Consider the following 19469-nt stretch of genomic DNA (forward strand, 5'->3'; position numbering starts at 1 on the left):
CAATCTAACGACTCGACCACGGGGTGCCGCTAGGATGCGACCCGGCCCCCGAAAATGTTTCACGCTGCGGTGACACGCGCGACGGGGAGCGGAGCCGGATGCTCCGCTGCCATCAGGACCCTTTTCCCGCTTTACGGGGAACATCCTGCAAGGCTGCCAAGGCGTCGCGTAGCCCTTTGTGCGTGGCGGCTGAAACTGCGTGGGGGCCATTCCGGTTGTCGTGCGCTGGGGAGCGCGAGGGAGTGGGAGACGCAGTCTTGATGGTCACCTTGGTGGCCTTCAGCCCGATGGACCGGGCCGCGTCGAGCAACTGGGCTTCGGCAAGCCGCAACTTGGCATGCCAGACCGGGGATTCGACGAGAAAAACGAGGTGTTCGCCGTCCACATTGGCCAACCGGCAACGGTTGCGCAGCGGGGGCGGCAGTTGGGGGCGCAACTGACGGTCCAGCGCGTCGAGCCACAAGGCACGCCGCAGCGGGTTCCCGCTTTTGTCCGCCATCACTGCATCCAGGGCCGGTTTCGGCTTGGACGCAGGGCGAACGCTGGATTTCGGCTCAGACATGAAAACTCACTGATGGCATTCAAAAAGATCGTAATCAAAACGCGTGAACGTCAGGCCAAATCGCCGCTCACGCGTCTGCGGTTCTACTTCGAGGACCGCCCCCGCGCCCTGCTGGGCAGCGTGCTCGGGGTAGGCTGCATTATCGGCCTTGCCGGCGGCTTCGGCGCCAGTGCGCTGAACGACTCGCGCCTGCAGGCCAAGGTCGACCGCCAGGAGGCCGAGCTGGCCAAGGTCCAGCGCGATGCGCAGACCCAGGTCAACGCACTGGCCGCGCGCCTGGGCGAGCTGCAGGCCCAGGCCACCCGCCTGAACGCGCTGGGCGAACGGCTGACCCAGATGGGCAAGCTGGAAGACGGCGAATTCGACTTCAACGAGACCCCCGGCCTGGGTGACGGCGATGCCGGCGGCCCGACCGCGGACATCCCGGTGAAGGATGTCAACGCCGACTTACAGGTGCTGGAGCAGCGCTTCGCTGCTTCAGGCCGCCAGTTGTCGGTGATGGAATCGCTGATGTTCGACCACCAGCTGCAGCAGAACGCCGTGCCCTCGCGCATGCCGATCCGCAATACCTACATCACCTCCAATTTCGGTACCCGCGCCGACCCGTTCGGTCGCGGTGCCGCCACCCACAAGGGTATGGACTTCCACGCCCGCGTCGGTGACCCGGTGATGTCGGTGGCCGATGGCGTGGTCAGCTTCTCCGGGGTGAAGGGCGGCTACGGCAACGTGGTGGACGTGGACCATGGCAACGGCTACGTGACCCGCTATGCGCACAATTCGCGCCTGGTGGTGAAGGTGGGCGACCTGGTGCGCGCCGGCCAGGAAGTGGCCAAGGCCGGTTCCACCGGCCGCTCGACCGGTGCCCACGTGCACTTCGAAGTCTGGGAAAACGGCAACGTGGTCAACCCGCGCAAGTTCCTGGGTGACGGCGGCAACACGCCGGTGGGCCGTATCAGCCGCGGCTGATTGCGATGTCGGGGTCAGAGCCCTTTCGCCGTGGCGAAAGGGATCCGACCCCGTTCCCGTGTGGGGTCGGATCCCCTTCCGCAACGCGGAAGGGCTCTGACCCCATCACGCAAGGGTTGAAACCCCTGCCGCCCGTCCCAAGCTACAATGGGTGTTGCCATCGACAGGGCGCCAGGCGCCCTGTTTCGTTTGCGGCGGACGGATCCCCAGGGGGACGACCGGGCCGCTGTGTCCATCCAACCCGGTTCCTTCAATGATCAACAGCCTGCTTACCCGCGTATTTGGCAGTCGTAACGAACGACAGCTGCGCCAGCTCAACCGCATCGTCGCCAAGATCAATGCGCTGGAGCCGGAGATCGAGAAGCTTTCCGACGAGCAGCTGCAGGCCAAGACGCCGGAGTTCAAGCAGCGCATCGCCGGCGGTGAAGCCCTGGACAAGGTGCTGCCCGAAGCCTTCGCGGTCTGCCGCGAAGCCGGCCGCCGCGTGCTGGGCATGCGCCACTACGACGTGCAGCTGATCGGCGGCATGGTGCTTCACCTGGGCAAGATCGCAGAAATGCGCACCGGTGAAGGCAAGACCCTGGTGGCGACCTTGCCGGTGTACCTGAACGCGCTGGAAGGCAAGGGCGTGCACGTGGTCACCGTGAACGACTACCTGGCCCGCCGCGACGCCGCGCAGATGGGCAAGCTGTACAACTGGCTGGGCCTGAGCGTGGGCGTGGTGTACCCGGGCATGCCGCACAGCGACAAGCGCGAAGCCTACGCCGCCGACATCACCTACGGCACCAACAACGAATTCGGTTTCGACTACCTGCGCGACAACATGGCGCTGTCCAAGGCCGACCGCTACCAGCGCGGCCTGCACTACGCCATCGTCGACGAAGTCGACTCCATCCTGATCGACGAAGCGCGTACCCCGCTGATCATCTCCGGCCCGGCCGACGATTCCCCGGAGCTGTACATCCGGGTGAACCGCATCGTGCCGAACCTGGTGAAGCAGGAAGCCGAAGACGGCGAAGGCGACTTCTGGGTCGATGAGAAGGGCAAGCAGGTGCACCTGTCCGAAGCGGGCATGGAGCACGCCGAGCAGCTGCTGGTCGACGCCGGCATCCTCGACGGCCAGACCGAAGGCCTGTACGCGGCGCAGAACCTGACCGTGGTCCACCACCTGAACGCCGCACTGCGCGCGCACGCCATCTACCAGCGTGACGTGGACTACATCGTGCGCGATGGTGAAGTGGTCATCGTCGACGAGTTCACCGGTCGTACCCTGTCCGGCCGCCGCTGGTCCGACGGCCTGCACCAGGCCGTGGAAGCGAAGGAAGGCGTGCCGGTACAGCGCGAGAACCAGACGCTGGCCAGCATCACCTTCCAGAACCTGTTCCGCATGTACAAGAAGCTGTCCGGCATGACCGGTACGGCCGATACCGAAGCATTCGAATTCCAGAGCATCTATGGCCTGGAAGTGGTGGTCATTCCGACCAACCGCCCGACCATCCGCAAGGACAGCCCGGACCAGGTGTTCCTGAACCGCAAGGGCAAGTTCAATGCGGTGTTGGCCGACATTGAAGAGTGCGCCAAGCGCGGCCAGCCGGTGCTGGTGGGTACCACCTCGATCGAAACCTCGGAAATGCTGTCCGAGCACCTGCGCAAGGCCGGTGTGAAGCACGAAGTGCTCAACGCCAAGCAGCATGACCGCGAAGCGACCATCGTCGCCAACGCTGGTCGCCCGGCCGCCGTGACCATCGCCACCAACATGGCCGGCCGTGGTACCGACATCGTGCTGGGCGGTTCGCTGGAAGCGGAAATCCACGAGCTGGGTGAAGGCGCGACCGACGAGCAGAAGGCCGCGATCAAGGCCGAATGGCAGAAGCGCCACGATGCAGTGAAGGCCGCTGGCGGCCTGCACATCGTCGGTACCGAACGCCACGAATCGCGCCGTATCGACAACCAGCTGCGCGGTCGTTCCGGCCGCCAGGGTGACCCGGGTTCGTCCCGCTTCTACCTGTCGCTGGAAGACAACCTGATGCGCATCTTCGCCTCTGACTGGGTGCAGAAGGCCATGCGCATGATGGGCATGAAGGAAGACGACGTCATCGAAGACCGCCTGGTCAGCCGCCAGATCGAGAAGGCGCAGCGCAAGGTGGAAGCGCACAACTTCGACATCCGCAAGAACCTGCTGGACTTCGACGACGTCAACAACGACCAGCGCAAGGTGATCTACTCCCAGCGCGATGAACTGCTGGACGCCGAATCGGTGAAGGACAACGTCGATGGCATCCGCGACGACGTGATCTTCGACGTGGTGGCGCGCTTCGTGCCGCCGAACTCGATCGACGAACAGTGGGACCTGCGCGGCCTGGAAGCCACCCTGGAATCGGATTTCGGCCTGCAGATGTCGCTGGTCGACATGGTCAAGTCGCACGAAGAACTGGACGCCGAAGCCATTGCCGCCAAGGTGCTGGAGCGCGTGAACCAGCACTTCGCCGAGAAGGAAGCCGGCGTGGGTGAAGAGACCATGCGTGCGCTGGAAAAGCACGTGATGCTGACCGTGCTGGACCAGAGCTGGAAGGAACACCTGGCCCGCATGGACTACCTGCGCCAGGGCATCTACCTGCGCGGCTACGCACAGAAGCAGCCCAAGCAGGAATACAAGAAGGAAGCCTTCGAGCTGTTCTCGGACATGCTGGAAAACGTGAAGCGCGAAGTGGTGACCCTGCTGGCCCGCGTGCGTATCCGCAGCGACGAGGAGGTGCAGGCACTGGAAGCGGCCGAACGCCAGCAGGCGCAGGCACGCCTGAGCCAGTCGCAGTTCCAGCACCAGGATGCAGGCGGCTACAGCGCCGACGAAGAAGCGGCCCAGGTGCAGGCCGCACAGCAGGGCGTGGCTCAGCGCCAGCGCGACGAGCCCAAGGTCGGCCGCAACGATCCGTGCCCGTGCGGCAGTGGCAAGAAGTTCAAGCACTGCCACGGTCAGCTGAGCTGAGCTGAGTAAACCGAGCTGAGTCGCAAAAGCCCCGCAAATGCGGGGCTTTTTCTGTTCTGGCAGATGCGTCTTGTGAGCCATTGCCCATAACGAGAGTTTTCAGATTTATCTGACCCGCGTGTCGGGGCAACCCCCACACCAAAGTCAGGCCCGCGCCATGGGCAGCTCCCGTTCGCGCCCGTATGTTGCACGGGCTCTGCGGTGGGACTGCAGAACCTGCCGGCGGAGCTGCGTCGATGTCGCCCCCGCGATACCGCGCATCCCTGATCGACAAACACATGGAGCTTCATGAACAGGATCTATCGCCAGGTGTTCAACCACACCACCGGCCAGGTGCAGGTTGCATCTGAACTCACCACGTCACATTCGCCGGGCCGCACCAGCGTCGGCCACGTCCTCCGCCCTTCGTCGCTGCGCAGCGCACTGCTGCTGGCGCTGGCCGTGCTGCCCGCGCAGTCTGCGCTGGCGGCCGTGTACGATTTCACCGATAGCGAGACCGTGTCCGACAGCGCCATCTACGCCGATGGCTTCCGCATCGGTGTTAATTCGCCGATCACCATTGACCTGGTGTCGGGCGCGGTGCTGACCTCCAATGGCCCGGTATCGCTGGGTACGGCGGTCGGCGGCATCGGCACCTTGAACGTGACCGGGCTCGGCAGCAGCGTCGTGCTGACCAATACGTTCGACGACATGCGCGTGGGTGATGCGGGCAAGGGCGTGCTGAACCTGACCGGCGGCGGCACCGTGACCGTGGCCCGCAACGTGGTGCTGGGCAACGTGTCCGGCGGCGAGGGTGCAGCGCTGGTCAGCGGCGTGGGTTCCAAGCTCACCGCACGCCAGATCGATATCGGCAAGGCCGGTAGCGGCAGTCTGGTGATCAGCAATGGTGGCGTGGTCGACACCACCGCCGTCAACAGTTCCACCCTGCTGCAGGGCATGCGCATCGGCGCGGACGAAGGCAGCACCGGTTCGGTCACCGTCGACACCGGCGGCGTACTGAACATCGCCAACAACCACCTGATCGTCGGCCAGCGCGGCCAGGGCGAGCTGAACGTGGCCAGCGGCGGCATCGTCAACGTCGGCCAGACCCTGGCCGTGGGCATCGTCGACGGCGCCACCGGCACGGTCAACGTGACCGACGGCGTACTGGTGGCCCAGGACATCCTGCTCGGCCAGGAGTCCGGCTCGACCGCCACCATGCGCGTGTCCGGCGCCAGCACCGTGCAGACCGACACCTTCGAACTGGGCGAACGCGGCAATGCACTGCTGCGCGTGGAAAACGGTGGCGTGCTGCGTGCCACCACTTCGCTGATCGCCGAAACGCCGGACGGTTCGTCGGGTGACCGGGGCCAGGTCGGCCGCATTGAAGTCAGCGGTGCCGGTTCGGCCATCGAATCGGCGCGCGTGGACGCCACGGCCAGCCTGTTGATCGACAACGGCGGCGCGATCCGTTCGGACGTGGCCAACATCAAGAACTCGTTCGTTGCCGGCACCGGCGCCGGCCGTGCCAAGGCCACCCTGACCGGTGCCGACAGCCAGTGGATCAACACCGGCGTGATGGAAGTCACCACCGACCTGCAGGTGCTCGACGGCGCCCGCATCAGCACCGACACCCTCAGTGTGTCCGGTGGCTCGGACTTCCCGAAGGGCACCGCCGCGCTGTACCCCGAACAGGTCCTGGTCAGCGGCGAGGGCTCGTCCATCACCGCTGCCAACGGCATCTCCGTCGGCCGCACCACCTTCGATCCGCTCGGCGTGCTGGTGGTGAACAACGGTGCCACGGTCAGTGCCGGCACCGGCTATATGCTGGACAACAGCGGCTACCTGGTCATCGGAGGCGGCCTGCAGGACTGGACCGCTGCCGACGGCCCGACCTGGGCAGCGGCCGAAGCGGCCGGTGAACTGGACGGTTCGCCGATCACCATGAACAACGGCCAGGGCGGCCTGCTGTTCAACCACACCGGTGACATCACCCTGTCCAACACCATCGCCAGCGCGTCTGCGTCGATGACCTACGGTGGCCTGCACCAGCTGGCCGGCAGCACCACGCTGGACGGTGACCTGACCGCCTTTGGCGGCGACATCAACGTCAGCGGCGGCACCCTGGTCATCAATTCCGATACCTATACCGGCCAGGGCTACACCAGCAGCAGCCAGGCGGTGACGCAGGACATCACCGTGACCGGCGGCACCCTGGTGCTGAACGGCGCGTCGGGCTTCCAGCAGGAAATCAACTACGGCACGGGCCTGGGCAGCGCGATCATCCGCAGCTCGACCGCCAACATCCGCGACGGCGGCGTGCTGGCCGGCAACGCCACCGTGGGCCAGACCTTCGTGCGCAACGGCGCGGTGCTGTCGCCGGGCCAGAATGGTGTGGGTGCCATCACCATCGATGGTGACCTGTACTTCAACAACATGGCCGTTACCGCCGAGCAGGTCGCCGGCAAGGCGTTCTACGATGTGGACGTGCTGGGCAACGGCCAGGCCGACCTGCTGACGGTGGCCGGCAAGGCCTACCTGGGCAAGGTCAACTATGCCGGTGAACACGGCGCGACCGGCGTGCGCATCACCGCGCTGGACCCGGCCACCAGCTACCAGAATGGCCAGAGCTACACGATCCTGAGTGCGGCCGGCGGTATTGAAGGCCAGTTCGATGACGTGATCTCGCGTTCGGCCTTCCTCGACCCCAGCCTGGTGCAGGCCGGCAACGACGTGCGTCTGCTGATCGCGGTGAAGAGTGACGAGACCGGCCCGGGGCCTGGCCCGGGTCCGAACCCAGATCCGGGGACGCCGGGCACGCCGGGCACGCCGGGTACTCCGGGCGAGGGCGGTGGCGTGACGCCGCCGGCCGTGTTCGGTGCCGTTGCCGCCACCGGCAACCACCTGGCCATTGCCGGCGCGCTGGATACCCTGCAGCAGTCCGGGCAGGCGCTGGCGCTGTACAACCAGCTGCTGATGCTGGACGCCGACGAAGCGCGGCTGGCCTTCGATCACCTGTCGGGCGAAATCCACGCCAGCAACCGTGCGTTGCTGCTGGACGATCGCTTCCTGCGTGAAGGCATTTCCCAGCGCCTGCGCACCGATCCGTCGATCAAGGCGCAGGGCGGTGGCTTCTGGCTGTCCGGCGGTGGCGCCGCCAATCGCCAGGACGGCGACCTCGGCAGCGCCCGTAGCCGCCAGCACCGCGAAGGCCTGATGGCCGGCCTGGACTGGACCTTCGGTGAAGCCTGGACCGTGGGCCTGGCCGCCGGTGCCGAGACGCTGCGCCAGCAGGTGGACGCGCGCAGCAGCAAGGCCGACGTCGATGCCGTGCACGGTGGCCTGTACGCCTCCTATCGCATGGGCGAGGCCTGGTTCACCGCCGGTGCCAGCTATGCCGACTACGACCTGGATACCGATCGCACGTCGATCGTCGGTGGCATGCAGCAGCGCCTGCGCGCCGGCTACAGCGCCGATGCGGTGTCCGGCTTCGCCGAAGGCGGCTGGGACATGGATCTGGATCGCTTGGTGCTGACCCCGTACGTGGCCGTGGCCTACACCCGCCTGTCCACCGATGCCGCGCAGGAAACCGGCGGCAGCACCGCGCTGGTGATCGATGCCAGCAAGGACGAGGTGTGGACCGCGACGGCCGGCCTGCGTGCCAGCTGGGACATCAGCGCGGGCCAGGACGACGGTGCCCGCCTGGTGGCCGGCCTGGCCTGGCAGAATGCGGCCGGCGATGTGCGCAGCAGCTCGCGCCAGCGCTTTGCAGTGGGCAGCAGCACCTTCAGCATCGATGGCGTGCCGCTGGCCCGCAACGTCGGCATCGCCGAGCTGGGCGTGTCGGTGAACATCGGCGACAACAGCCGTCTGTCGCTGGGTGCACAGGGCCGCGCCGGTGGCGGCCAGCATGAGCTGGGCGCGCAGATGACCTGGAACGTGCAGTTCTGATCACGCGTACTGCGTGGATGTAGACCGGGGGCTCCGCAAGGGGCCCCTTTTTTTTGGGTTCTTCAGCCAACTCTGGGGCGCGCTTCTTGTGAGCGTCTGCTCACAACGAAATTTTTCAGACTTGCCCGACTCACGTGGCGGGGCAACCCTCACAGGAAAGTCGGACCCCTGCCATGTGCATGCATCGATGTCGCCCGTAAGTTGCTGGAGCCCCGCGGCGGGGCTGCAGAACCTGCCGGCGGAGCTGCGCCGATGTCGCCCCCGCGGCATCGCGTATCCCTGATCGACATCCACATGGAGCTTCATGAACAGGATCTATCGCCTGGTGTTCAACCGCACCACCGGCCAGATGCAGGTCGCATCTGAACTTGCCGTTTCGCATGCGCCCGGTCGCGCCAGCGTCGGCCACACCCACCGCCCCGCATCGCTGCGCACTGCGCTGCTGCTGGCCCTCGGCCTGGCCGTGCTGCCCGCGCAGTCGGCACTGGCGACCGCGTACGAGTTCACCGTCGACGACACGGTGAGTGATCCGCGCAGCTACGTCGACGGCTTCCGCGTCGGCCCGGACGGCACCGTGGTGGTCAACGTTGTCGATGGCGGCAGCCTGGCAACCAACGGATTTGCTTCCCTGGGCACGCTGGCCGGTGGCGTCGGCACGTTGAACGTGTCCGGTACCGGTCGCGTCAGTCTGACCAGCGTGTTTGACGACATGCGCGTAGGCGATGCCGGCAGGGGAGCGCTGAACGTGAGCAACGGCGGCACCGTCGCGGTGAGGCGCAACGTGCTGCTGGGCACCCTGGCCGGCAGCCACGGTGCGGTGCGGGTCGATGGTGCAGGTTCAACGTTCACCGCACGCCAGTTAGAGGTCGGCAACTTCGGCAGCGGTGAACTGGTGATCAGCAACGGCGGCGTGGTGGAAACCATCGCCGCGCCCGTTCCGCTGTCGTACGGCATGCGCATCGGCGCGTCATCAGGCAGCACCGGTTCGGTCACGGTCGACACCGGCGGCGTACTGAACATCACCGACAACCATCTGTTGGTCGGCCAGCGCGGCAACGGCGAGCTGAACATTGCAAGCGGTGGCACGGTCAACGTTGGCCGGACCCTGGCGGTGGGCATAGACGACGGTGTCACTGGCACGGTCAGGGTGACCGATGGCGGCGTCCTGGTGGCCAAGGACATCGTGCTCGCCCAGAATACCGACACAACCGGTACCCTGCTGGTGTCCACGGCCAGCAGCGTGCAGGCCGATACGGTCGAACTGGCGCACTACGGCCACGCGCTGCTGCGGGTGGAGAAGGGTGGCGTGCTGCATGCGACCACCTCGCTGATCGCCGAAGGGCCGAACCTGCTCTTCGGCGACGAGGGGCAGGTTGGGCGCATTGAAGTGAGTGGCGCGGGTTCGGCCATTGAGTCGGCGCGCGTGGAGGCCACGGCCAGTCTGCGGGTCGACAACGGCGGCGCGATCCGTTCGGACGTGGCCAAACTCCAGAATTCGTACGGTGCCAGTGCCGACGGCAGCCGGACCAGGGCCACCCTGACCGGCGCCGGCAGCCAGTGGGTCAACAGCGGCGCCATGCAGGTCACCACCGACCTGCAGGTGCTCGATGGCGCCCAGATCACCACCGATACGCTCACCGTGACCGGTGGCGCGCAGTGGCCCAAGCACGACATCGAGCTGTACCCCGAACAGGTCCTGGTCAGTGGTGCCGGTTCGTCCATCAGCGCTGCCAACGGCATCACCGTCGGCAGGGGCACGTTCGATCCGCTCGGCGTGCTGGTGGTGAACAACGGTGCCACGCTCAGTGCCGGCACCGGCTATACGCTGGACCACAACGGCTACCTGGTCATCGGTGGCGGCCTGCAGGACTGGACCAGGGCGGGCGGCCCGGTGTGGGCAGCGGCCGAAGCGGCCGGTGAACTGGACGGTTCGCCGATCACCATGAACAACGGCCGGGGCGGCCTGCTGTTCAACCACACCGGTGACATCACCCTGTCCAACACCATCGCCAGCTCCTCTGCGTCGATGACCTACGGTGGCCTGCATCAACTGGCCGGCAGCACCACGCTGGACGGTGACCTGACCGCCTTTGGCGGCGACATCAACGTCAGCGGCGGCACTCTGGTCATCAATTCCGATACCTATACCGGCCAGGGCTACAGCGGCAGCAGCCAGGCGCTGCCGCAGGGCATCACCGTGACCGGCGGCACCCTGGTACTGAACGGTGCGTCGGGCTTCCAGCAGGAGATCAGCTACGGCGCGGGCTTCGGCAGCGCGATCATCCGCAGCTCGACCGCCATCGTCCTCGACGGCGGCGTGCTGGCCGGCAACGCCACCGTGGGCCAGACCGTCGTGCGCAACGGCGCGGTGCTGTCTCCGGGCCACAACGGTGTGGGCACCATGACCACTGATGGTGACCTGTACTTCAACAACATGGCTGCCACCGCCGAGGAGGTCGCCGACAAGGCGTTCTACGACGTGGACGTGCTGGGCAACGGCCAGGCCGACCTGCTGACGGTGACCGGCAAGGCCTACCTGGGCCACGTCGCTCGTTCCGGTGAACATGGTGCCACCGGCGTGCGCATCACCGCGCTGGACCCGGCCACCAGCTACCAGAAGGGCCAGAGCTATACGATCCTGAGTGCGGCCGGCGGCATTGAAGGCCAGTTCGATGACGTGATCTCGCGTTCGGCCTTCCTCGACCCCAACCTGGTGCAGACCGGCAACGACGTGCGTCTGTTGATCGGGGTCAAGAGTGACGGGCAGGGCCCGGATCCCGGTTCGGAGGATGGCGGCGTGACCCCGCCGGCCGTATTCGGCGCTGCGGCCACCACCGGCAACCACCAGGCCATTGCCGGCGCCCTGGACACCCTGCAGCAGTCCGGGCAGGCGCTGGCGCTGTACAACCAGCTGCTGATGCTGGACGCCGACGAAGCGCGGCTGGCCTTCGATCACCTGTCCGGCGAAATCCACGCCAGCAACCGTGCGCTGCTGCTGGACGATCGCTTCCTGCGTGAAGGCATTTCCCAGCGCCTGCGCACGGACCCGACGATCAAGGCGCAGGGCGGTGGCTTCTGGCTGTCCGGCGGTGTCGCCGCCAATCGCCAGGACGGCGACCACGGCAGCGCCCGTAGCCGCCAGCACCGCGAAGGTCTGATGGCCGGCCTGGACTGGACCTTCGGTGACGCCTGGACCGTGGGCCTGGCCGCCGGTGCCGGGACCCTGCGCCAGCAGGTGGACGCGCGCAGCAGCAAGGCTGACGTCGATGCCGTGCACGGTGGCCTGTACGCCGCCTACCGCATGGGCGAGGCCTGGTTCACCGCCGGTGCCAGTTATGCCGACTACGACCTGGATACCGATCGCGCGTCGATCGTCGGTGGCATGCAGCAGCGCCTGCGCGCCGGCTACAGCGCCGATGCCGTGTCCGGCTTCGCCGAAGGCGGCTGGGACCTGGACCTGGATCGCCTGGTGCTGACCCCGTACGTGGCCGTGGCCTACACCCGCCTGTCCACCGATGCCGCACAGGAGACCGGCGGCAGCACCGCGCTGGTGATCGATGCCAGCAAGGACGAGATGTGGACCGCGACCGCCGGTCTGCGCGCCAGCTGGGACATCAGTGCTGGCCAGGACGACGGTGCCCGCCTGGTGGCCGGCCTGGCCTGGCAGAACGCGGCCGGCGATGTGCGTAGCCGTTCGCGTCATCAGTTCGTGGTGGGCAGCAGCGCGTTCAGCATCGATGGCGTGCCGCTGGCCCGCAACGTCGGCATCGCCGAGCTGGGCGTGGCGGTGAACACCGGCGCACACAGCCGTCTGTCACTGGGCGCACAGGGTCGTCTTGGCAGCGGTCAGCGTGAGCTGGGCGCGCAGATGACCTGGAACGTGCAGTTCTGATCACGCGCAGCGCGTGGATGTAGAGCGGGGGCCCCGCAAGGGGCCCCCTTTTCAGGGTTGCGCTGGGCGCCGCCGATTGGGCATGCTCTGGCCATGCCTCCCCCGAAACGATCGATTCACGTGGTGGCCGCAGTCATCACCGACGCCCGCGGCCGCGTGCTGCTGAACCGCCGCACCGAGAACCGCGACATGGCCGGGCTGTGGGAATTCCCCGGCGGCAAGCGCGAACCGGGTGAAACCTCCGAACAGGCCCTGGTGCGCGAACTGCGCGAAGAGCTGGGCATCGAGGCCGACATCGGCGACTGGCTGATGGATGTGCCGCAACATTACCCCGACAAGCACCTGACCTTGGAAGTGCGCCATGTGCGCAGCTGGAAGGGCAGCCCGCGCGGGCGCGAAGGCCAGGCCATCACCTGGGTAGCCCAGGACAAGCTGGGCCGCTATTCGATGCCGCCGGCCGATCTGCCGGTGGTGGCTGCACTGCGCCAGCCCGACCAGTACCTGATCACCCCGGCGCCGGCCGACGACGACGCACTGGCACAGCAGTGGCAGCAGCAGCTGCAGCAGGCGGTTGCCGCCGGCCACCAGCGCATCCAGTTGCGCCTGCCGCCGCAGCACCCGCAGCGCCAGCTGCTGATCGAAAGCGCCATCGGCTCCCATCGTCGCGGCGGGCCGCAGTGGTTGGTCAACCGCGATATCGAACTGGCCGCAGCGCTGGGGGTCGGGGTACATCTGGGCAGTGAGCAGGTGCTGGCGCTGGCCGAACGGCCCTTGCCGGCCGGCCAGCTGGTGGCTGCCTCGTGCCACGACCTGGCGCAACTGCAGGCCGCGCAGCAGCTGGGCTGTGACTTCGCAGTGCTGGGACCGGTGCAGGCCACGGCCAGCCATCCCGGTGCCACGCCGCTGGGCTGGGAAGGATTCGCTGCGCTGCGCGCGCAGGTGTCGTTGCCGATCTACGCGTTGGGCGGGATGGAACCGCACCACGTGGCCGACGCCCGTCGCCACGGCGCACAGGGCATCGCCGCGATCCGCGGCCTGTGGCCCACCTGAGGGGTCAGAGGTTGAGGCAGGGTCAGAGCCGCGCTGCGCGCGGATCCGACCCCACCCCTGGATGCGATCTCAAAGGGTGATCCAAAAACACCCGTATTGCCGCCGCAACCCCACCACCGTGGCCGCGCGTGTAGCGCTGCCAGGCAGCGTCTGCTCCAGCCGCAGCCCCACCGGATGCCGGCGCACAGGCGTCTCAGGTTCCTCAGGGTTGGATCCCTGCACCGCAGGGCTCTGACCCTCATCCACCACCTGCTGCGGGTACACCGGCACCACATCCACCAGCGGGCGTCGCACGACGGATTCCAGCTGCCCCAGGATGCGCTGCGCTCCTGCATCGGACACCGCACCCCACAGATACAGCGACGACAGCCGGTTCACATCACCGGTCGCCACGGCGGTCTGCACGGCCTGCACCAGCTCGCTCAGCCGGCGCGGGCACTGCGCGCCCAGTGTGTCGCGCTGCGCGGTGGCAGCGGCGGGAGCGGGCGGCGGTTGCCGCGACCGCGCGCCCAGGCTGTCGCAGGGGCGATCGGTGTACACGCTCTGGCCCTGCGCATCGGTGCAGCGGTTCAAGCGTGTGGCCTGCGCGTGGGCCAGCACCGGCAGGCTGGCCAGCACGACAGCCAGCACGGCGGGAATTGCGAGGTTCATGGCCCCAGCGTAACGCCGATGCCGATAAAGTTGTGCGTAATCAGCCCTGCAACAGCTTCAACACCGACACCGTCGGCTTGGCCAGGTTCAGGGTGTAGAAGTGCAGGCCCGGCGCACCGCCGTCCACCAGGCGCTGGCACAGCCCGGCGACCACCTCGGCACCGAACGCCCGCACAGATTCCGCATCGTCGCCGTAGGCCTGCATCTTGCGGCTGATCCAGCGCGGGATTTCGGCGCCGCACTGTTCGGAAAAGCGGCGAAGCTGGCTGAAGTTGGCGATGGGCATGATGCCCGGCACGATCGGCACGGTCACGCCCAGCTTGCGCACGGCATCCACGAAGTGGAAATACGCATCGGCGTTGAAGAAGTACTGGGTGATGGCGGCATCGGCGCCGGCATCGATCTTGGCCTTGAAGTGCCGCAGATCGGCCAACGCATCCGACGCCTGTGGGTGGGTTTCCGGGTAGGCGCCCACTTCAATGTGGAAGGCATCGCCGTGTTCGGCACGGATGAAGGCGATCAGTTCAGCGGCATAGCGCATGTCGCCAGGAAACCCCATGCCCGAGGGCAGGTCGCCACGCAGTGCGACCAGCCGGCGGCAGCCGATGGCGCGGTACAGCTTCAGCAGCTCGCGGATCTCCTGGCGGGTGCCGCCCACGCAGGACAGGTGCGGTGCCGCGTCGAAGCCATGGTGCTGGTTGAGGTGGCGCACCGTTTCGGAGGTGTAGCTGAGCGTGGAGCCACCGGCGCCGAAGGTGCAGGACACATAGTCGGGCGCGTAGGCCTTCAGCCGGGCGGCGGCACGGTCCAGCTGGCCACGCTGCTCATCGGTCTTGGGCGGGTAGAACTCGAAGCTGATGGCGGTCATGGCACGGGCGATGGCGGCGGGTGCGGTTGAGTATATCGCTCCATCAAGATGGATGTGAAGTTGCATGGTGTGAAGAACTGGCCCGTCGCGCGCGACCGTTCACCCGGCTGCCGGGCCGTTGCTCCTGAATCGCAACCGCTGACCCCACTCCACCGGCACGCTGCTGCCGTGGCAATTTCGCCCGATGAAGGAGCAGTGCGATGAAGAGCCTGTTGGCACGGCTGTTGATGATGGGCGTGGCGATGACGGTGCTGGGGCCCGGGCTGGCGCACGCCGCCACCGCGACCCGCGGCACCGTCGAGGTCGAGGTCGTCGGCACCGGCCGTCCGCTGCTGATGATTCCCGGCCTGAACAGCAGTGCGGAGGTCTGGCGCGAGACCTGTCTGGCGCTGAAGGACGTGCAGTGCCATCTGCTGCAGTTGCCGGGTTTTGCAGGCGCGGCGCCCGCCGATCCGCTGCCGGACGACTTCCTGTCGGCCATGCGTGATCAGGTGCTGGCCTATGTGCACGCCCGGAAGCTGCACCATCCGGCAGTGATCGGCCACAGCCTGGGCGGCGTGCTGACCCTGGCCATGGCCGTGCAGGAACCGGATGCGCTGGGGCCGTTGATCATCGTGGACGCGGTGCCGTTCTACGCTGGCATGCAGAACCCGCAGGCCACTGCGCAGAGCGTGCGGGCGCTGGCCGGGCAGATGCGCGCGTCCATGCTGGCGGCGGACGCGGCCAGCTACCAGGCACAGGCTGAGGCGGCGCTGGCGCCGCTGACCAACGTCGCCGCGCGACTGCCGGAACTGCAGCGCTGGGGCCGCGACAGCGACCGTGCCAGCACGGCGGGTGCGATGTATTCGCTGCTGGTGCATGACCTGCGGCAGGACGTGGCGGGCATCCGTTCGCCCACCCTGGTTCTCGGTGCGTGGGCGTCGTACCAGACCTTCGGTGCCACCGAAGCCTCGGCGCGTACGATCTTCCAGACGCAGTACGCGGCACTGCCAGATGTGCGCATCGAACTGAGCGCCAGCGGCCACCATTTCCTGATGTGGGATGATCCGCGGTGGCTGCAGGCGCAGGTGCAGGCGTTCCTGGACAGCCACCGCTGATGCTTGCTGCCTTGGGTTTCCACCATGCCTGATCCCACCTCCACGCTGCGCTTCTGGCTGATCAACGGCATCGGCTGGCTGCTGTTCGGCCTGCTCAGTCTGGCCATGAGCGGGGCCTTCGGTGCTGGCGCCAGCAGTGGCGGCACGTTGATCAGCGTGGGCCTGGCCATTGCGCTGTGTGCTGTCAGCGGCGCCATGCGCGCGCTGGCGGTGGCGCGTCACTGGTGGCAACTGGAGGTCGGCGCGCTGGCCGTGCGCCTGGCGCTGGCGGTGCTGTTGGGCGCGGCCCTGGCGCAGCTGCTGCTGACGGCCGTGCTGCAGCCGGCACTGGCGCTGGGATGGGTGGATTTCGCTGGCCGTCCGGCCGATTTCCGCCCACTCGCGCGCGTGCTCTACTGGCTCAATACCGTGTTGGTGCTGGGCCTGTGGACCGCGGTGTGGGCCGGCCTGCACAGCGTGCGCCGTGCGCGCCATGCCGAACTGGCCCGCCTGCGCGCCGAGGCCGAGCGCAGTGCGCTGGAGCGCGACGCACTGCGTGCCCGGCTCAATCCGCACTTCGTGTTCAACGCACTGAACAACCTGCGCGCGCTGATTCTGGAAGACCCCGAGCGCGCGCGCGACATGGTCACCCGGCTGTCGCGCACGTTGCGCCAGGCACTGGCGCACAACCGCAGCGAGCAGGTCACCCTGGCCGAGGAGCTGGCCGTGGTTGATGACTATCTGGCCATTGAAAGCATCCACTTCGAGCAGCGCCTGCAGGTGCAACGCCACATTGACGCCGATGCCCTGCAGGCACAGCTGCCTGCGATGGCGCTGCAGCTGCTGGTGGAAAACGCGATCAAGCACGGTATCGCCCAGCGCCCGGGCGGTGGCGAGGTGCACATCCGTGCAACGCTGGACCGCGACGTGCTGCGCCTGCAGGTGGACAACCCACGGCCCAGCGGCAGCGACGACATCCATGGTCATGGCATCGGCCTGGCCTATCTGCGAGCGCAGCTTGGCAGCCAGGGGCGCTTCACCCTGCAGCCGGTGGGCCAGGGCATGCAGGCCCTGCTGGAGATACCGCAATGAGTGGCTTGCTGCGCGTATTGATCGTCGACGACGCGCGGTTGGCGCGGCAGGAGCTGCGCACGCTGTTGTCGGCCTGGCCGTGGGTGCAGTGCGTGGGCGAGGCCGATGACGTGCCGGCGGCACGCGAGGCGATCGCCACGCTTGCACCGGACCTGGTGCTGCTGGATGTGCAGATGCCCTCCGGCAGCGGCTTCGACGTGCTCGACGGGCTGGAGCGCGCGCCGGCGGTGGTGTTCGTTACCGCCTACGACACTTACGCGGTGCGCGCCTTCCAGGCCAACGCGCTGGATTACCTGGTCAAGCCGGTCGAGGCGCCGCGACTGCTGGAAGCACTGCAGCGGGCACGCCAGCGCGAGGACATGCAGGCCGAAGTGCCGGCGGCGCGCGGCACGCTGGGTGCGCATGACCAGGTGTTCGTGCGCGACGGCGAGCGCTGCTGGTTCGTGGCGGTCAGCGAGATCCGCCGCCTTGTTGTGGATGGCAACTACACCCGACTGTGGTTCCGTGGCGAGAACGCCCTGCTCAGCCGCAGCCTGAGTGCGCTGGAAGCGCGACTGCCACCAGACATGTTCTTCCGTGCCAACCGCAATACGCTGGTGAACCTGCGCCGCATCCGCGCGGTGAACCCCAGCGTGGGTGATGGTTACGACCTGGCACTGGATGATGGCAGCGAGGTTGAAGTATCACGACGGCAGGCGCGGGAACTGCGCGAGCGGATGGCGCTGTAGGCGGGCGCAGCGGTTACCCTGTGCTGGACCTTCTGCTGCCACCACACCATGTCCATCGTCCTCACCGAATTCGCCCGTCCCCGCCTGTTCCCGCGCGTGCCGCGTGGCAACACCATCCAGGACGTCAGCGCCGAGCAGTTCCAGGCGCACCTGAACGCGCACGCGCCGTTCAAGGTGCTGGATGGCTATGCACCGTTCTGCAAGCTGTTCGTCTACGAGAACTGGACCAGCACACGCTGCCTGACGGTACCGGTGACCGAGGCCAACCGGCACCTGCTGCGCAGCGGCTATGAAGCGCGCAACCGCGAGGAGCTGCCGGTACTGGTGCGCTGGTTCGAGGGCGTGGAATCGCCGCGCGCGAACTACCTGGTGGTGATCCTGTACAGCGCCGAGCAGCTGGCGAAGGAAGGTTCGCCGATCGAGGCCGACTGGGGCATCGTCGGCTGCATCTACACCGCCGAGCCGGAAGAAGTGCCGATGGCCCCGATCACCATGATGCGCAATGCGCTGGGCGTGGAGGAGGGTGGTTCCGGCGTGCCGCTGGACCGTGAGGCGTACCGGCGTTCGGTGGAATTCTGGGAAAACAACGCCAACTGGCGGCCGTAAGGGCAGGGCAGTAGAGCCACGCCATGCGTGGCTGCTTCACCGGCCGCTGGTCTTCCACTCCCACCACGGGTAGTGATACTCGCGATCGATGGCCTGCCACTGCTGGCCGCAGTGGGTGCAGGCGACGCTGTGGCAGTCGCCCCAGCCATCCTCCGCTGCGTCAAGCGACAGCAGCTGCATCTGCCCGTGTTCGATCAGGCGACGAGGGTCGAAGAACGGATAGCTGGGGTTGAGTGCGCACAGGCAGCCAGTGCCCGCCTGCCAGTAACGCAGCCGCTGCAGCGCCGCCTTCAGGTGCGACTGGTTGCTGACCAGCATGCCGCCCAGCGCAATGCCCGCGCTGCGCTGCTCGATCAACGCCGCATGCGGCGCCAGCGCATCCAGCGGCCCGGCATCGAACAGTCGGGCGAGCGTACGCGCGGCGTCGGTGATGCGCCCGCCGTCGCCTGACAGCAGGTCCTGCAGCAGCACCTGCGCCTGGGCATGGTCGAGAACGGGTGCTGGCGCCGCAGACCACGGCCAGCGCATCAGCGCGCCCTGCCGATGGCGGCGAAGTGTCCGCCGGTGAGCTGCAGCAGATCGCGCGGTGCCAGTTCCACTTCCAGGCCGCGACGGCCGGCGCTGACGTGCAGCGTGTGCAGCGGTTCCGCACTTGCGTCGAGGAAGGTACGCAGGCGCTTCTTCTGACCCAGCGGGCTGATGCCACCGACCAGATAGCCGGTCGCGCGCTGTGCGGCATCGGCAGTGGCCATTTCGCACTTCTTGCAACCCGCGGCTTCGGCCAGCGCTTTCAGGTCCAGCTGGCCGGCCACCGGCACGATGGCCACCAGCAGCTCGTGGGTTTCGGTGCTGGCCAGCAGGGTCTTGAACACCTGTGCCGGGTCCAGGCCGAGCTTTTCCACGGCTTCGCTGCCATAGGAGGCGGCGTGGGCATCGTGCACGTAGCTGCGCACGGTGTGGGCGATCTTCTCGCGCTTGAGCAGATTGATGGCGGGGGTCATGCACGCATCGTAGCGCGCAGGCGCGGGCCTGCCTTGACCGAGGCTACTGGCGGGCCCCTGC

The 19469-nt window shown here is 67.3% G+C and carries 14 protein-coding genes; 9 read left to right on the forward strand and 5 right to left on the reverse strand.

The window, feature by feature from the left end; translation table 11 throughout:
* Positions 1-112 precede the first annotated feature (112 nt).
* Positions 113-562 (reverse strand): DUF721 domain-containing protein, encoded by a 450-nt coding sequence (locus tag C1932_RS03450; RefSeq protein ID WP_108761246.1) that lies wholly within the window; start codon positions 560-562, stop codon positions 113-115.
* 12 nt (positions 563-574) lie between these two features.
* Between C1932_RS03450 and C1932_RS03455 the strand changes: the two genes are divergently transcribed.
* The 5 genes from C1932_RS03455 to C1932_RS03475 all read left to right on the forward strand — a co-directional run bounded on the left by C1932_RS03455 (position 575) and on the right by C1932_RS03475 (position 13386).
* Entirely contained in the window at positions 575-1528 is a 954-nt protein-coding gene (locus C1932_RS03455; RefSeq protein ID WP_108748536.1) for a M23 family metallopeptidase, read from the forward strand.
* Positions 1529-1781: 253 nt separating this feature from the next.
* Complete coding sequence (gene secA, locus C1932_RS03460) at positions 1782-4514, forward strand: preprotein translocase subunit SecA (RefSeq protein ID WP_108752184.1); 2733 nt, start codon at positions 1782-1784, stop codon at positions 4512-4514.
* 288 nt (positions 4515-4802) lie between these two features.
* Positions 4803-8444, forward strand: a complete 3642-nt coding sequence (locus C1932_RS03465) for an autotransporter outer membrane beta-barrel domain-containing protein (protein ID WP_108761247.1) — start codon at positions 4803-4805, stop codon at positions 8442-8444.
* 304 nt (positions 8445-8748) lie between these two features.
* The gene (locus C1932_RS03470) at positions 8749-12336 is read left to right on the forward strand and encodes an autotransporter domain-containing protein (protein WP_108761248.1); all 3588 of its coding nucleotides are present in this window, start codon (positions 8749-8751) and stop codon (positions 12334-12336) included.
* A gap of 93 nt (positions 12337-12429) precedes the next feature.
* Positions 12430-13386: a Nudix family hydrolase gene (locus C1932_RS03475; protein WP_108761249.1), complete on the forward strand. Its 957-nt coding sequence runs from the start codon at positions 12430-12432 to the stop codon at positions 13384-13386.
* Between the two features lie 69 nt (positions 13387-13455).
* Here the strand turns inward: C1932_RS03475 and C1932_RS03480 are convergent, their stop codons facing one another.
* Positions 13456-14037 carry a DUF4124 domain-containing protein gene (locus C1932_RS03480; RefSeq protein ID WP_108761250.1) on the reverse strand — a complete coding sequence of 194 codons (582 nt, stop codon included), beginning with the start codon at positions 14035-14037 and terminating at the stop codon, positions 13456-13458.
* A gap of 40 nt (positions 14038-14077) precedes the next feature.
* On the reverse strand, positions 14078-14905 hold the full coding sequence (gene metF, locus C1932_RS03485; RefSeq protein ID WP_108748541.1) for a methylenetetrahydrofolate reductase [NAD(P)H]: 828 nt from the start codon (positions 14903-14905) through the stop codon (positions 14078-14080).
* 200 nt (positions 14906-15105) lie between these two features.
* On the opposite strand from metF, the gene C1932_RS03490 reads away from it, so the two are divergent.
* From C1932_RS03490 to C1932_RS03505, 4 genes are read left to right on the forward strand one after another with little or no spacing between them, the layout of a single operon-like run.
* Positions 15106-16002, forward strand: a complete 897-nt coding sequence (locus C1932_RS03490) for an alpha/beta hydrolase (protein ID WP_234412291.1) — start codon at positions 15106-15108, stop codon at positions 16000-16002.
* 24 nt (positions 16003-16026) lie between these two features.
* Positions 16027-17073, forward strand: a complete 1047-nt coding sequence (locus C1932_RS03495) for a histidine kinase (protein ID WP_108761251.1) — start codon at positions 16027-16029, stop codon at positions 17071-17073.
* Complete coding sequence (locus tag C1932_RS03500) at positions 17070-17801, forward strand: LytTR family DNA-binding domain-containing protein (protein WP_108761252.1); 732 nt, start codon at positions 17070-17072, stop codon at positions 17799-17801. Before C1932_RS03495 ends, C1932_RS03500 begins: the two co-directional genes overlap by 4 nt.
* Before the next feature lie 48 nt (positions 17802-17849).
* Positions 17850-18407 (forward strand): DUF3228 family protein, encoded by a 558-nt coding sequence (locus tag C1932_RS03505; RefSeq protein ID WP_108761253.1) that lies wholly within the window; start codon positions 17850-17852, stop codon positions 18405-18407.
* Positions 18408-18443: 36 nt separating this feature from the next.
* On the opposite strand, the gene C1932_RS03510 is transcribed toward C1932_RS03505, so the two are convergent.
* Positions 18444-18935: a hypothetical protein gene (locus tag C1932_RS03510; RefSeq protein WP_108761254.1), complete on the reverse strand. Its 492-nt coding sequence runs from the start codon at positions 18933-18935 to the stop codon at positions 18444-18446.
* A complete protein-coding gene (gene ybaK, locus C1932_RS03515) occupies positions 18935-19408 on the reverse strand; it encodes a Cys-tRNA(Pro) deacylase (RefSeq protein WP_108755429.1) in 474 nt (157 codons plus the stop codon). Before ybaK ends, C1932_RS03510 begins: the two co-directional genes overlap by 1 nt.
* Positions 19409-19469 lie beyond the last annotated feature (61 nt).

The organism is Stenotrophomonas sp. YAU14D1_LEIMI4_1 (assembly GCF_003086815.1).
Classification (GTDB): Bacteria; Pseudomonadota; Gammaproteobacteria; order Xanthomonadales; family Xanthomonadaceae; genus Stenotrophomonas.

What these genes read in the sequence shown, in the direction of transcription:
- ybaK (WP_108755429.1), bottom strand. Translation starts at nt 19,408, where the DNA reads ATGACCCCCGCCATCAATCTGCTCAAGCGCGAGAAGATCGCCCACACC.
- C1932_RS03510 (WP_108761254.1), bottom strand. Translation starts at nt 18,935, where the DNA reads ATGCGCTGGCCGTGGTCTGCGGCGCCAGCACCCGTTCTCGACCATGCC.
- C1932_RS03480 (WP_108761250.1), bottom strand. Translation starts at nt 14,037, where the DNA reads ATGAACCTCGCAATTCCCGCCGTGCTGGCTGTCGTGCTGGCCAGCCTG.
- C1932_RS03505 (WP_108761253.1), top strand. Translation starts at nt 17,850, where the DNA reads ATGTCCATCGTCCTCACCGAATTCGCCCGTCCCCGCCTGTTCCCGCGC.
- secA (WP_108752184.1), top strand. Translation starts at nt 1,782, where the DNA reads ATGATCAACAGCCTGCTTACCCGCGTATTTGGCAGTCGTAACGAACGA.
- metF (WP_108748541.1), bottom strand. Translation starts at nt 14,905, where the DNA reads ATGACCGCCATCAGCTTCGAGTTCTACCCGCCCAAGACCGATGAGCAG.
- C1932_RS03500 (WP_108761252.1), top strand. Translation starts at nt 17,070, where the DNA reads ATGAGTGGCTTGCTGCGCGTATTGATCGTCGACGACGCGCGGTTGGCG.
- C1932_RS03465 (WP_108761247.1), top strand. Translation starts at nt 4,803, where the DNA reads ATGAACAGGATCTATCGCCAGGTGTTCAACCACACCACCGGCCAGGTG.
- C1932_RS03490 (WP_234412291.1), top strand. Translation starts at nt 15,106, where the DNA reads ATGAAGAGCCTGTTGGCACGGCTGTTGATGATGGGCGTGGCGATGACG.
- C1932_RS03475 (WP_108761249.1), top strand. Translation starts at nt 12,430, where the DNA reads ATGCCTCCCCCGAAACGATCGATTCACGTGGTGGCCGCAGTCATCACC.
- C1932_RS03455 (WP_108748536.1), top strand. Translation starts at nt 575, where the DNA reads ATGGCATTCAAAAAGATCGTAATCAAAACGCGTGAACGTCAGGCCAAA.
- C1932_RS03470 (WP_108761248.1), top strand. Translation starts at nt 8,749, where the DNA reads ATGAACAGGATCTATCGCCTGGTGTTCAACCGCACCACCGGCCAGATG.
- C1932_RS03495 (WP_108761251.1), top strand. Translation starts at nt 16,027, where the DNA reads ATGCCTGATCCCACCTCCACGCTGCGCTTCTGGCTGATCAACGGCATC.
- C1932_RS03450 (WP_108761246.1), bottom strand. Translation starts at nt 562, where the DNA reads ATGTCTGAGCCGAAATCCAGCGTTCGCCCTGCGTCCAAGCCGAAACCG.